This is a genomic window from Rhizorhapis suberifaciens, assembly GCF_014200045.1.
GTDB classification, from domain to species: Bacteria; Pseudomonadota; Alphaproteobacteria; order Sphingomonadales; family Sphingomonadaceae; genus Rhizorhapis; species Rhizorhapis suberifaciens.
In genome coordinates this window covers 189,002-202,151 of sequence record NZ_JACHOV010000002.1, presented here as the reverse complement: position 1 = coordinate 202,151, position 13,150 = coordinate 189,002, and the positions used below count along the sequence as shown (strand labels likewise).

Annotated in this window: 16 protein-coding genes and 1 other RNA gene; 6 read left to right on the top strand and 11 right to left on the bottom strand. The window is 59.0% G+C overall.

What is annotated here, in order from left to right; genetic code table 11:
- Positions 1 to 19 precede the first annotated feature (19 nt).
- Both phhA and HNQ99_RS03220 read left to right on the top strand, forming a co-directional pair.
- Complete coding sequence (phhA, locus tag HNQ99_RS03225) at positions 20 to 883, top strand: phenylalanine 4-monooxygenase (protein ID WP_184474210.1); 864 nt, start codon at positions 20 to 22, stop codon at positions 881 to 883.
- A gap of 144 nt (positions 884 to 1,027) precedes the next feature.
- On the top strand, positions 1,028 to 1,861 hold the full coding sequence (locus HNQ99_RS03220; protein ID WP_184474209.1) for a hypothetical protein: 834 nt from the start codon (positions 1,028 to 1,030) through the stop codon (positions 1,859 to 1,861).
- An 18-nt stretch (positions 1,862 to 1,879) separates the two neighbouring features.
- Here HNQ99_RS03220 and hemW read toward each other — a convergent pair whose 3' ends face one another.
- The gene (gene hemW, locus HNQ99_RS03215; protein ID WP_407692296.1) at positions 1,880 to 3,031 is read right to left on the bottom strand and encodes a radical SAM family heme chaperone HemW; all 1,152 of its coding nucleotides are present in this window, start codon (positions 3,029 to 3,031) and stop codon (positions 1,880 to 1,882) included.
- A gap of 60 nt (positions 3,032 to 3,091) precedes the next feature.
- Between hemW and HNQ99_RS03210 the strand changes: the two genes are divergently transcribed.
- Positions 3,092 to 3,763, top strand: a complete 672-nt coding sequence (locus tag HNQ99_RS03210) for a CAP domain-containing protein (protein WP_246414387.1) — start codon at positions 3,092 to 3,094, stop codon at positions 3,761 to 3,763.
- A gap of 19 nt (positions 3,764 to 3,782) precedes the next feature.
- On the opposite strand, the gene HNQ99_RS03205 is transcribed toward HNQ99_RS03210, so the two are convergent.
- The 4 genes from HNQ99_RS03205 to HNQ99_RS03190 are packed head-to-tail and all read right to left on the bottom strand — an operon-like array spanning position 3,783 to position 6,448.
- Entirely contained in the window at positions 3,783 to 4,310 is a 528-nt protein-coding gene (locus tag HNQ99_RS03205) for an NUDIX hydrolase (protein ID WP_184474207.1), read from the bottom strand.
- Positions 4,311 to 4,331: 21 nt separating this feature from the next.
- Positions 4,332 to 5,018: a TPM domain-containing protein gene (locus HNQ99_RS03200; protein ID WP_184474206.1), complete on the bottom strand. Its 687-nt coding sequence runs from the start codon at positions 5,016 to 5,018 to the stop codon at positions 4,332 to 4,334.
- Positions 5,018 to 5,836 carry a TPM domain-containing protein gene (locus HNQ99_RS03195; RefSeq protein WP_246414386.1) on the bottom strand — a complete coding sequence of 273 codons (819 nt, stop codon included), beginning with the start codon at positions 5,834 to 5,836 and terminating at the stop codon, positions 5,018 to 5,020. The genes HNQ99_RS03200 and HNQ99_RS03195 overlap by 1 nt, the downstream gene beginning before the upstream one ends.
- A gap of 12 nt (positions 5,837 to 5,848) precedes the next feature.
- A complete protein-coding gene (locus HNQ99_RS03190) occupies positions 5,849 to 6,448 on the bottom strand; it encodes a LemA family protein (protein ID WP_184474204.1) in 600 nt (199 codons plus the stop codon).
- A gap of 125 nt (positions 6,449 to 6,573) precedes the next feature.
- Here HNQ99_RS03190 and mscL point away from each other — a divergent pair, with 125 nt between their 5' ends.
- From mscL to ssrA, 3 genes are all read left to right on the top strand, one after another.
- The gene (mscL, locus tag HNQ99_RS03185) at positions 6,574 to 6,996 is read left to right on the top strand and encodes a large conductance mechanosensitive channel protein MscL (protein ID WP_184474203.1); all 423 of its coding nucleotides are present in this window, start codon (positions 6,574 to 6,576) and stop codon (positions 6,994 to 6,996) included.
- A 126-nt stretch (positions 6,997 to 7,122) separates the two neighbouring features.
- A complete protein-coding gene (locus tag HNQ99_RS03180; protein WP_322790303.1) occupies positions 7,123 to 7,401 on the top strand; it encodes a hypothetical protein in 279 nt (92 codons plus the stop codon).
- Positions 7,402 to 7,424: 23 nt separating this feature from the next.
- Positions 7,425 to 7,776, top strand: a transfer-messenger RNA (tmRNA) gene (ssrA, locus tag HNQ99_RS03175).
- A gap of 150 nt (positions 7,777 to 7,926) precedes the next feature.
- On the opposite strand, the gene HNQ99_RS03170 is transcribed toward ssrA, so the two are convergent.
- Genes HNQ99_RS03170 through HNQ99_RS03145 form a run of 6 tightly spaced genes read right to left on the bottom strand, consistent with a single transcriptional unit; the run spans position 7,927 to position 12,945 of the window.
- Entirely contained in the window at positions 7,927 to 8,619 is a 693-nt protein-coding gene (locus HNQ99_RS03170) for a c-type cytochrome (RefSeq protein WP_184474202.1), read from the bottom strand.
- 3 nt (positions 8,620 to 8,622) lie between these two features.
- Positions 8,623 to 8,982, bottom strand: coding sequence for a cytochrome C oxidase subunit IV family protein (locus tag HNQ99_RS03165; protein WP_246414385.1), 360 nt, complete (start codon positions 8,980 to 8,982; stop codon positions 8,623 to 8,625).
- A gap of 14 nt (positions 8,983 to 8,996) precedes the next feature.
- Entirely contained in the window at positions 8,997 to 9,692 is a 696-nt protein-coding gene (locus HNQ99_RS03160; RefSeq protein WP_184474201.1) for a heme-copper oxidase subunit III family protein, read from the bottom strand.
- 15 nt (positions 9,693 to 9,707) lie between these two features.
- Positions 9,708 to 10,361 (bottom strand): cytochrome c oxidase subunit 3, encoded by a 654-nt coding sequence (locus HNQ99_RS03155; protein WP_184474200.1) that lies wholly within the window; start codon positions 10,359 to 10,361, stop codon positions 9,708 to 9,710.
- On the bottom strand, positions 10,358 to 12,076 hold the full coding sequence (locus tag HNQ99_RS03150; RefSeq protein WP_184474199.1) for a cytochrome c oxidase subunit I: 1,719 nt from the start codon (positions 12,074 to 12,076) through the stop codon (positions 10,358 to 10,360). Before HNQ99_RS03150 ends, HNQ99_RS03155 begins: the two co-directional genes overlap by 4 nt.
- Entirely contained in the window at positions 12,076 to 12,945 is an 870-nt protein-coding gene (locus tag HNQ99_RS03145) for a cytochrome c oxidase subunit II (protein ID WP_184474198.1), read from the bottom strand. Before HNQ99_RS03145 ends, HNQ99_RS03150 begins: the two co-directional genes overlap by 1 nt.
- Positions 12,946 to 13,150 lie beyond the last annotated feature (205 nt).

Below are 13,150 nucleotides of genomic sequence, written 5' to 3'. Positions count from 1 at the left end.
GGCGGGGATGGAGAAGCAAATGGAAAATGGTGCGTCTCCGCAACCGCCCAAAGGCGCCGCAGCGGATTGGACGATTCCCCAGAACTGGTCCCACTATACCGCAGAGGATCACGCCATATGGGATGAACTGTTCGCCCGCCAATCCAGGCTTTTACCCGGACGCGCGACCGACGCGTTCATGCGCGGCCTGGACGTACTTCACTTGACCAGGGCCGGCATTCCCGACTTCGCGGAATTGTCAGAGCGGCTAGGCGCGGCCACTGGCTGGCAGGTGGTGGCGGTTCCCGGCCTTATACCAGACGATATCTTCTTCGATCATCTCGCCAATCGCCGCTTCGTATCCGGCAATTTCATCCGCCGTCGCGATCAGCTCGATTATCTGCAGGAACCCGACGTATTTCACGACATATTCGGCCATGTCCCATTGCTCACCGAACCAGTGTTCGCCGACTATATGCAGGCTTATGGACAGGGAGGATTGCGCAGCCTGCAATATGGCGCGCTGCACCGGCTTGCGCGGCTCTACTGGTACACGGTCGAGTTCGGCCTGGTACGCGAGAATGGCAATCTGCGCATTTATGGCGCGGGCATCGTCTCCAGCCACGGCGAAAGCATATTCGCGCTCGACGATCCCAGTCCCAATCGCATCATGTTCGATCTGAAGCGAGTGATGCGGACCAAATATCGCATTGACGACTTCCAGCAGAACTATTTCGTGCTTCACAGTTTTGACGAACTGTTGCGTCAGACCCTGGCGACCGATTTCGCACCCCTTTATGCCGAGCTCGAAAAGCTGCCCGACATTGAAATAGGAGCGCTGGTAGACGGCGACGACATCATCACCCGGGGCACGCAGGCCTACGCCGCGGCGCGGACGACCTGATCCCGTTTGCCGTCCAATTTTGGGATTTTAGCAGGCATTGCCGATTGCCCCATTTCCGCCGAAATGGTAAATATAAGGCGACGACTCTTCAGGAGATAATTAGGGGACCAAAAGCCGTCAGTCATCTTGACTGGAGGAATGAAAATGCACCGCCATATGTTTGCGGCATGGACTGCCATGTTGCCTTTGTGCCTCGTCTCTGTCCCTGCGAATGCCGATCTCCCCAACAAAAATTGCTGGCAGGCCGACGAAGTTGCGGCCGCCGAGTTGCATAATTTTCAGACGATGTTGATGGTAGGGGCGCTCAAATGCCGTGACCGATCCCCGGCGGCTTTGGAGGGATATAACCGCTTCATGTCCATCAAGCGGGACCTGGTTGTGGCCAATCAATATATTCTGACATCGCACTTCATCCGCAACTATGGCGATTCCAGTGGCACAGGCGCCTTCCGGGATTATGAAACCCGCGTTGGCAACCGTCACTCATCGGCCGATAATCTGGGGCGGTGCGAAGCCATTGGCGCCATGGGCCGCATGGCCGCCAACGCATCCGAGGCGGATCTGAGAGAACTTGCCAGAGTGGTAGGCCAGGAGTCGTTGGAGATGACGTGCCCGACCTTCGCGCAAGCAGATGAAGGGCTTGCTCCCTCCTTTGCGGCAAGCGCCAGCGCAAAGGCTGAACCGGCAGCAGCGCCAGCGGCCGATTTCGCCGGCAATAGCGGAGCCCCCACCTCCGCTGGTGCAGTGGCGGATACAGCAACACCGGCACTCGTCACTGCAGAAGCCGGAACGCAGCCAAAGGTGGTGACAGTGGCCGAAACGCCAGCGCCTGCAGCAGCAGCGCCCACCGCTGCCCAAGCTCTACAGGATGCAGCCAAGGCTTTGGCATTGGCCGCCAGCGCCATGCAGTCAGAGGCTGCCGCTGCGGCAGAAGCGCCTGCACCAAAGACGGCGAACCTTACCAGAACACCCAAATGAGAGGTCAAGGATAAGGCTTCACGCAACGATCTGCGGCAGGACGGCGTCCAGAAGCAACATGCCCGGCTCAAGCACTTTGAGCCGATCGCCCTCAGCGGCGACCAGACCCAATGTTTGGAGCTGTTCGACCGCCCTGCGGTCCACCAGCGCTTCCTGAGCGATGCTGGACCGCTCCGCTATTCTTGCGAGGTCCACACCTTCGCGCAGTCGCAGACCCATGAGCAGGGCCTCGGTTGCCTTGTCCGTCGCTGACAAGGGCGTCAGATTTTCTATGCCATGGCCGCTACGGCCGATTTCGGCAAGCCAGTTCTCCGGCTTCTTCCGCCGCTGGCTCGCCATGCCGCCACGCCGCCCATGTGCACCGGGGCCAATCCCGACATAGTCCTGATAGCGCCAGTAGATGAGGTTATGGCGGCTCTCATCACCGTGCCGCGCATGATTACTGATTTCATAAGCGGGAACTCCGGCCGCAGTGGTGAGGGCCTGAGTAAGCTCAAACAGCGTCGCCGCATGGTCGGGGTCCGCGGGCTTCAGCTCACCCTTGCGCACCAGCGTGTCGAAACGCGTGCCCGGCTCAATGGTAAGCTGGTAGAGCGAAAGATGCGTGGTACCGAAAGAGAGGGCTCGTGTCAGCTCCCGCTCCCATTCCGCTTCCGTCTGGCGAGGCCGCGCATAAATAAGATCGAAACTCACGCGCGCAAAAAGCCCTTGCGCCGCTTCCAGCGCGGCCAGCCCCTCCCGAACGTCGTGAGCCCGTCCGAGAAAATGCAGGTCCTGGTCATCAAGCGCCTGGAGACCCAGCGACACCCGGTTGACCCCGGCGCGCGCGATATCGGCGAAGCGCGCCGATTCGACCGATGAGGGATTGGCTTCCAGGGTGATTTCGATGTCGTCGGCAAATCCCCAGAGTCGCTCTGCCGCAATCAGCAAAGCCTCGACCGTTTGGGGCGGCATCAGCGAAGGGGTGCCGCCGCCAAAGAAGATGGATGAAAGCCGCCGTCCGCCAGTCAGGGCCGCCTCATGCGCCATGTCCTTGAGCAGCGCCTCGCGCCAGGCTTCCTGGTCCACACCTTCCCGCACATGGCTGTTGAAATCGCAATAAGGACATTTGGAGACGCAAAAAGGCCAATGCACATACAGCGCCAGCGGCTCCGTTAGGGCTGCATTCACATTGGATTCCTTCATATGCGTCACCCTATGATCGCAAAGCTTCCGATGGAAAAGCCAATAATGAAGACGCCGGCCGCCCTCGCCCTGTTCCTGGCCCTCGCCCCCTCCCTCGTCAGTCCAGCAGCCGCCCAGCGCTATCCCGACGAGCGGTATGAGGAAGATTATCGCTACTACGGCGATCGAGATGCTGAGGATGAGGCTCCGCCGGTCTATTGGGACGAGGCGCCGGAAGAAGAGCAGCAGCGCGGAGCGAGCATGTTCCGATCCGTACTGCTGAAGCGGCACAATGACGCGCGCCGCTCCGCCGGCCAGCGCCCTTTGCGCTGGAACGCCACTTTAGCGGCCGACGCACAACGCTATGCCAATCAGTTGGCGCGCACGCGGGTCTTCAAGCACAGCCGGGAGCCGCGCGGCGCTACCCCGCAAGGCGAAAACCTCTGGATGGGGAGTTCCGGCTATTTCAGCTATGACGAGATGATCGGGAGCTGGATCAATGAAAAGCGCTGGTTCCGCAGGGCGGCGATGCCCAGGGTCAGCACGACCGGCCGATGGGCCGATGTGGCGCATTACACCCAGATCATCTGGCACAGCACCACCGATCTAGGCTGCGCCATCGCCGACAATCGCAAGGACGAATATCTGGTCTGCCGCTATGGCCCGCCGGGGAATGTCTATGGTCGCGATCCCCTGGGCGGCGACGAACCGCCTAAGCCGACCCGGACGGGCTATTGATGTTGGATCTTGCACATTCTCAGCGCAAATAATCCGCCGCCAGTAACAGCAGCAGCTTCACGTCCAGCGCCATTCCCTCGCTTCTCCGCGCCTTGATATAGCCGGAGACTTCGGCAAGCGGCACGCGATGGACGATGATGTTCTCTCCTTCGGTGCCGCCACCCTTGCCCGTCCGTACAAGCTCGGACGCCCTGAACAGAGTGAAGCTTTCCGACACCATCCCAGGTGAGCTGTAGAACCGGCCCAGATCTTCCATGCGGCCAGCATGATAGCCGGTCTCTTCCTGCAACTCCCGTGCCGCTGCTGCGGCCGGCTCTTCGTCCATGCCATCATCGCCGATGAGGCCTGCCGGCAGTTCCAGGCATCGAGACTTCAGCGGCACCCGATATTGTTCGACCAGCAATATATGAGGCTCATCAGCTGCCTCCTCAATGGCCAGAATAACGGCGGCCTGAATGCCGCGGCTGCGCGAGACATATTCCCATGTGCCTTCGCGTTTCGCCGTGATGAAGCGGCCTTCCCACATGGTTTCGACGGGCTGGGTCATGGGGCTCCTTAAATGAACAGATTATAATTCGATCAGCCGGTCCGGCAGCTCGTTGGGGTTGGTGTCGCCTCTAGGAAAATGTTCCGCCAGCACCATGCCGACGAGCCGCACCGCCTCAGCCATGCCCCTGCCCGGCCGGCCAAGGCGCACCTCGTCGATCAGGGCAATCATCGCGTCGCCCCAGACTTCCGGTTGGACCTTGGCGACAATGGCTTCGTCGGCCACGATTTCCGCTCGATGCTCGTCCAGCGAAAGATAGATCAGAATGCCGGTGCGGCCGATGGTGCGGCGCTCGGCCCCGACCTTGAAGAAGGCAATGGCCTTTCGGCGCACCCGCCGCGCCTTTGTGCGCTTGGGCGTCAGGGCCATGCGCAGCGGCATGATGGCGAGCAGGTAACGGGTCATCAGAAATATGGCGATGAGCAATCCCAGCAAAACGGAAAGTGTCAGCCCAGCCGTCAGTTCCCGCTCCCAGCCTCCACCGAGCATCCCGTGCAGCCGATCCATGAACCAGGCGGGAAACATGGCCACTGACGATAGCATCAGGAAAATGGCCGCCACGGCCCAATGCAGTCCGACATCATGATAGCTGTCGGACCGGTCCGCGACGATGGTGACAATCTCCCCATCGGTCCGTTGTTCGGCCTCAGCCACTGCTGCGGTAACCTCCGCATGCTCCTGCGGCGTCAGCCTGTTCACTGTGCGCATCACCAGCCCCCCGAAGCGCCACCGCCGCCGAAGCTGCCGCCCCCGCCGCCAAATCCACCGCCTCCGCCCCAGCTTGACCCCCCGCTGCCGCCGCCCCAGCCGCCGCCAAGGCCAGGGCCCCAGATAACAACCGGACCAAGTCCGCGGCGGTAACGACGTCCTCCAAAAGCGCGGCCAAACATCGTCGGGAGAATAAAAAAGAGCAGAATTGCGATCCAGAAGAACAGCATGAAGCCGTTCCCAGATGAACGATGCTCCTTGGCCTGCTGTTGCGCCGCCAGCGCGCGAGCGCGCGCTTCGTCCGGCGGCAAGGCGAGCAGCTTACCGATCTCATCCACGCCGGCGACGATACCGCCAGGATAGTCATTATCCTTGAAGCGCGGAATGATCGCATTTTGAATGATGATGCTGGACATCGCGTCCGTTAAAATGCCTTCCAGACCATAGCCGACCTCAATCCGCACCTTCCGGTCGTTGGGCGCAACAATCAGCAGCGCCCCGTTATTCTGTTCCTTTTGTCCGATCCCCCACTGACGACCCAGCTGATAGCCATAATCGGCGATATCATAACCCTGAAGATCAGGCAGGGTGGCAACCACCACTTGCCTGCCACTTTGGTCCTCGATCCCCTTTAGCGTGGCCGTCAGGGCCTGCTCCTGGGCGGGATCCAGAATATTGGCATTGTCGACAACGCGGCCCGTGAGCTTGGGGAAGGTCTGGGCTTGGACGGTGGAAAGCGTGAGGACGACAAAAAGAAGCGCGATCAGGCTTTTAATCCAAAAATCCCGCCTTTGATCATATAGTGCCGCGATCATCATCGAACGCCGGGCCTAGGCCCCGAAGTCCACCTTCGGCGCTTCCTCCGCGCCTTGCGTCGTCGCTTCGAACGGCGTCATGGGCTTGGCGCCATGCACCAGTTTCGCCCCGATCATTTCCGGGAAAGTGCGGATGCGGGTGTTATAGTCGCGCACCGCCTCATTATAATCGCGCCGGGAAACGGCGATCCGGTTTTCTGTACCTTCCAGCTGGCTTTGCAGGGCCAGGAAGTTCTGGTTCGATTTCAGGTCAGGATAAGCTTCGACCGACACGAGCAGGCGGCCGATGGAACGTCCAAGCTCATTCTGAGCAGCCTGGAAGGCCGCAACCTTTTGCGGATCCTGGAGATCATCGGCGCTCACCTGCACGGAAGTCGCCTTGGCGCGAGCCTCAGTGACTCGCGTCAGGGTGTCCTGTTCCTGCTTGGCATAGCCCTTCACCACAGCGACAAGGTTTGGCACCAGATCGGCGCGGCGTTGATACTGATTTTGCACGTCGGCCCATTTCGCCTTCACATTTTCCTCCGACGCCGGCACCGAATTAATACCGCAAGCCGAAAGCGAGATCGCCGCCACCGGGGCCAACAGAGCGTAGGAAAAACGACGATCGGTCATCTCATTCTCCAGCAGGACGTTGCAGTTCCAACCAATGGCTGCAAAATAGGAGGCTGATTGCCTGTCCGCAACAATTGGCTGTACTATTTTTGTAAAACAGCTCCGATCCAAGAGGGGAAGATCAAATGCTGGCTGAATTCCGCAAATTCATAGCGCGCGGCAATGTCCTCGACCTTGCGGTCGCCGTCATCATTGGGGCGGCCTTTGCAACGATTACAAAGTCGCTGACCGACGACATCATCATGCCCTTGGTAGCGGCGCTGTTCGGCGGCCTTGATTTTTCCAACCACTTTCTTGTCCTTGGCGACATTCCCGCGGACTTCAAAGGTTCGACCGCCAGTTATGCCGATCTGAAAGCCGCCGGCGTGGCGCTGTTGGGATGGGGTCAGTTCCTGACCGTCGTCATTAACTTCCTGATCCTCGCCTTCATCATTTTCCTGATCGTGCGGCAGGCGGGCAAGCTTTTTCGCAAGGAAGAGGAAGCGCCCGCAGCTGAACCCCAAGAGGTTGTCCTGCTTAGGGAAATTAGGGATTTGCTGCAAAAATAGGCATCAAGGCGGGCGCAGCCGCCGAAACAAATACGACGGAAAGTGCTTTTCCAGGGAACAAAGCGCGATGGCAGCCTGTTGGTGCGCCTAGCCATGCTCAAATTGGCGGTAACAGGAGGTTCTGACGTGAAAGTCATAGTCAATGGTCTTGCGATTGCCGGTATGCTTGCCCTCGGGGCGTGCGATTCCAAAAAGGAAAACGCCATCGAGAATGCCGCCGAAAACCAAGCGGACATGATGGAAAACCAGGCCGCAACGATGGAAGAGCAGGCGGACGTCACCAATAATGCTGCGACCGCCAATGCTATGGAAAACCAAGCCGACGTGCTTGAAGAAAAGGCAGAGCAAACACGCGAGCAAGGCGAAAAAGCTGCCGATAAGGCCGAAGAAACCGCTCCTCGCTGATTAGCGCGGTTCTTCTCTTTTCGACACTTTTCATTCATTTAAGACGCCCTATATAGGGTGGTGCCGGACCTGTCCGGCTATGGCGATAAATTGTGTCGTGTAATAGGCGCAGCGGACCCGGGGGCAGTACCCGGCGGCTCCACCAGAAAGGGCTTCGTCCCATAGCGAAGCCCGTCCTGACGGGGCCGAACCAGGATAGACGTGTGTTGAAAGACGATATTTTTGCCCGGCCCGAGTAAGCCGTAAAACTGTTCAAAACCTACAAGTGCCAACGATAACGAGGCTCTTGCTCTTGCTGCGTAATTGATGGGCTCACGCCCTGACATTACCCAAAAAGAACGCGGTTGGACCCACCGGGCAACAGAAGCGGATTCCAGCGGTTTGGGGAGCACCGGGCAACAGAAGCTCCCCGCCTGAATTCAGTAAGTCCGTAGTCCCTGCTCAGCCGGGCCCCAGGCTTTCTTCCCCGGTATATTAGACGCTGATGACAGCTTCATCCACATCCTCAAGGACGGAAGTGGAAAATTATCGAGCCCCTTTGCCCTGCCCTCCGGCTGCGGCCATCGGCTGTGGAAGGGGCGGTGCGCCCGAACCCAGGCTCGCCAGATATTTGATCACAGCAGCCCTATCGGCTGGCCGGCGCAGACCCGCAAAGGACATTTTGGTGCCGGGCACGTCCTTGCCCGGAGAGGCGAGGAAGCTGTCCAGCCGCTCATAGGTCCATGTACCTTCATGAGACTTCATGGCGGGGGAGTAGGCAAAGCCGCCATGTGTCGCGATTTTGCGCCCGACTACACCCCAAAGATTGGGACCGATACGGTTTGGACCGCCCTGCTCAAAACTATGGCATGTGCTGCAGACTCTTGCCTTGCCTTCGCCCGCCGTCGCGTCCGCACTGGCGAGCAGCGTTCCAAGGTCCGCCACTTCCTTCGGCGCAGCGGCTGTCGCCACGGCGGGCCGGGGCACCGGCTGGTGTTCGATATCATCCATATAGGCGATCAGGCGGCCGCGCTCGCCCGGCCCCTTCAATCCGCTCGGCCACCCTCGCTGGACCGCAGCCAGATCGACAGCGGGCGGCAGATCGTCGGCGCCCTTGAAGGCCAATTGGCCCGGATAAGTGGTGGGGATCAGCTGGTCCGCAAACCAATCTCCACCCAGGATGACCGCAACCGCTCCTGCCGATGCAATCCAGGCGATTTTCCATGCTTCCCGGTCCATGGCTCAAGCACCGCCGCCAAAGAAGATCGCGCGCGTCCAGAACACATAATCGGACTCGATACTCATGATGCCGACCAGCACGAGCAGCACCAGCGGCGGCACCAATATGGCATAGAGCAACGACAGCCGCTCCCAGGCCATATGCATGAAAATAGTGACGATCAGGCCCGCCTTCAGCAGCATGAAGGCGACGATGAGAGACCAGCGGACAATGCCGTGAAAGTGGAAATAATCCACAAGGTAGGACAGAGTGCTCAGGACAAAGAGATAGCCCCAGATCTTGAGGTAAAGGCCGATGGGATGCTGCTGCCCCTCATGCACTTCCACCTGTGGTCGAACTGTTGCAGACATCTCGTGATTCATGACGCTTCTCTCCGTCACCACAGGTAGAAAAAGGCGAAGATGAAGACCCAGACAAGGTCGACGAAGTGCCAGTACAGCCCGGCGATCTCAACCGCAGAATAATCGCCGCTCCGGTCATAATGCCCGCGCAGCACCTTGGACGCGATGATCAGCAATAGGATGACGCCGCAGGTCACGTGCAGGCCATGGAAGCCGGTGATCATGAAGAAGCTTGCTCCGAATTGCGGCGCTCCCCAGGGATTGCCCCAGGGGCGTACGCCTTCTTGGATAAGCTTGGTCCATTCGAACGCCTGCATGCTGACGAAGGTCGCCCCGAACAAGGCGGTGGCGAACATCAGGCCTGCGGTCTTCTTGCGGTCGCGCCGATATCCGAAGTTGACGGCCATCGCCATGGTGCCGCTGGAACTGATAAGAACGAAGGTCATGATCGCGATCAGGATGAGCGGAATGGATTGGCCTGCGATAGTTAGCGCGAAAACCTCGCTGGCATTGGGCCAGGGGAGGGTCGCCGAAGCGCGCATGGTCATGTAGGAAACCAGGAAGCAGGAAAAGATGAAGGTGTCGCTTAAAAGGAAGATCCACATCATCGCCTTACCCCAATGGGTATGGCGAAAGACTTCCTGATCCGACGACCAGTCGGAGGCGATGTCGCGCACGCCCTGGGACGCGGCTTTATGATATTCCCTTTCCCTTACAACCAACTGCGACATGATAGATCGCTCCGTTCAGGTCGATAGCAACAGTCCCGCCAGCAGGACCCAGATCAGCAGCAGGACATGCCAATAAAGCGTGCACAGCCTGATGCCCGAAAGGGTTGGACGGGCAAGAACCCGCAACCATGCCACCAACCCGCCAGCCAGATGCAGGCCGTGCATCGCCGTCAGAAAATAGAAGAAGGCATTGGCGGGATTGGCCGAGAGATAATAGCCCGCCGCATAAAATTCCCTCCAGAGCATTAGCTGCCCGCCAAGGAAGGCTATGCCGAGCAGCCCCCCTATAATGGTGCCCAGGCGCATCCTCTGCGCGTCACTTCCTAACTTCGTCATGCCCGCGAACGCGGGGATCCAGCTTCTTTGGAAAGTAGCCCTCCTCGCAACTTCCCACGCAACGCTGCTCAGCACCAATATCGCCGTATTCACCCATAGAAGCGCCGGCTCCGGCATCGGCCGCCAGTCGCCTGCACTATGCCCCATTGCCTCATGCACGCCCATACGCATCAGGTAAGCGGCAACAATCAGCGAGAAGATCACGACCATCACGGCGAAATAGACGTAAAGGCCGACGCTCATCGCCATCGGACGGTAGTCAGCGGGATCTGCGAAGCCCTCAACCCCCGGTGTCAGCCAGCTTTTTTCTGTAAGGCGTGAGAACAGGCTCATGATTGCGGCTCATTTTGGGGGATGAAATCGCGATGATGCCCCGGCACGCTATAATCATAGGCCCAACGATAGACCGTCGGCAGCTTCGCTCCCCAATTGCCATGCTTGGGGGGCGTATCGGGCGTCTGCCATTCCAGGCTCGCCGCACCCCAAGGATTGGGATCGGCCTTGGGGCCCCGGAACAAGCTCCATATCATATTGTAGAAAAAGAGGGACTGCGCCGCAAACACCACCATCGCGGCGATGCTGATCATTTCATTGGCGAAATGCGCCGAGGCGGGAATGAAGGCCGTCTCCCCCAAAGCGAAATAGCGGCGGGGGACCCCGAGAACGCCCAGATAATGCATCGGCAGGAAGATCGCGTAGACGCCGATGAAGGTGATCCAGAAATGCGCCTTCGCCAGCGCATCATTCCACATCCGGCCAGTCATCTTTGGATACCAATGATAGATCGCGCCAAAAATCACCAGGATTGGCGACACCCCCATCACCATATGGAAATGCCCCACCACGAAGAATGTGTCGCTTAGCGGCACATCGACGCTCACATTGCCCAGGAACAGCCCCGTGAGGCCGCCATGAATGAAGGTGAAGAGGAAGGCGATGGCAAACAGCATCGGCACGCGCAGGTGGATATCGCCCCGCCATAGGGTCAGCAGCCAATTGTAAACCTTGATCGCGGTCGGAATGGCTATCACCAGCGTCGATGTCGCGAAGAAGAACCCGAAATATGGGTTCATGCCGCTGACATACATGTGATGCGCCCACACCAGAAAACTCAAAGCCCCGATGATGACAATGGCCCACACCATCATGCGATACCCAAAGATATTTTTACGCGCATGGACGCTGATAAGGTCGGACACGATGCCGAACGCGGGCAGCGCGACAATGTAAACCTCTGGGTGGCCGAAGAACCAGAAAAGATGCTGAAAAAGGATCGGACTTCCACCCTCATGATCGGTCGGCTGGCCCATGGACAGCACCGCAGGCATGAAGAAGCTGGTGCCCGCGATCCGATCGAGCAACATCATGATCGCGGCGACGAACAATGCGGGAAAGGCCAGCAGGCCCATGATCGAGGCGACGAAAATGCCCCAGACCGAGCAGGGCATCCGCATCAGCGTCATCCCCTTCGTCCGCGCCTGCAGCACAGTAGTCACATAGTTGAGGCCGCCCATGGTGAAGGCAATGATGAAGATCGCCAGGCTCGCCAGCATCAATATGATCCCATATTGATGTCCCGGCGTCCCCTCCGTGATTGCTTGCGGCGGATAGAGCGTCCATCCCGCCCCGGTTGGCCCGCCAGGCACGAAAAAGCTCGCCACCAGCACCAGAACGGAGAGCAGATAGACCCAATAGGACAGCATATTGACGAATGGGAACACCATGTCCCGCGCGCCCACCATCAACGGGATAAGATAATTGCCGAACCCGCCGAGCAGCAGCGCCGTCAGCAAGTACACAACCATGATCATCCCGTGCATGGAGACATATTGCAGGTAATTTTCGGGCTGGATCGCTGGGAACAATCCCGGAAAACCAAGCTGCAACCGCATCAAGGCCGAAAGCACCAGCGCCACCAGGCCGATTGAAATTGCGGTCACGCCATATTGGATCGCGATAACCTTATGATCCTGGCTCCAGACATATTTGCCGATCCAAGTTTTGGGGTGATGCAGCGGGCGAAGGTCGTCAGCAATCGTCGTTGCCATCAGTTCAGGCTCCCCGTTACCGGTGTCGTGCAACTATCCGAACTCGCCAAAATGGCGGAGATGGAGGACGGCGCGGCTTGCGCCATGACTTCGCTGAAGGTGACTTGATCGCTCAGCCACTTTTCATAGGCTTGGGGCGATTCCACCACCACCGTACCCCGCATCTCATGGTGACCGACGCCGCAAAGCTCTGCGCACAAAATCTCATAGCTCCCGGTCTTGGTGGGGGTCATCCAGAAATAGGTCACGATGCCGGGAACCAGATCCATCTTCGCCCGAAATTGCGGAACGTAGAAATCATGAAGCACGTCCTTGGACCGCAAGACCATCTTCACGGGCTTCCCAATCGGCAGATGCAGTTCGTTGGTTTCCACCAATAGGTCGTCCCGGCCAAATGGATCGCGGGGATTAAGGCCGAAGCTGTTGTCAGGCGTGATGTGCCCCACCGCCGCCGTCCCCAGAACACCGTCAGGTCCGGGAAGGCGGAAGCTCCATTGCCATTGCTGGCCCGTCGCTTCGACAACCGAAGCGTCCTTGGGCACCGTCACATATTGGCTCCAGGCGATAAGGCCCGGCGCCAGCATCCCGGCAATTCCGATAGCCGTCCAGAAGGTCAGCCGCTTTTCCAGCGAGGCATTTTCGGGCTCATAATGGGCGCGGTTTCCGGCTTTGTGCCGGTACTTCCAAAGCGCCCACGCCATGAAGAGGTTCAGCAGGATAAAGGCGACCGCGCAGATCCAGAGGGTGATGTTCAACGCATCGTCGAGCGAACCCCAGTTGGACGCAAGGGGCGTCATCCACCAAGGGCTGACCAAATGGAATATGATCGAACCCAGGACAAGCAAGGCGATGGCTATCGCAACTGGCACAGGCTCTCCCCTCCTATGCGGGCGGGCCATGCCTTGTAGTCCGGCTTTCGCGTCGACTCGCCACGCGGGAAACAACCAACCTAATGTCCCGGCACCATATAGCTAAAATCAATGGGATGAAAGCGGGGGCATATACGGCCTGAACTCGCGCCGACGAGAGCTATCGGGCGGCGCCAAAGTCTCATGCCAGCCCACTATGCCATAA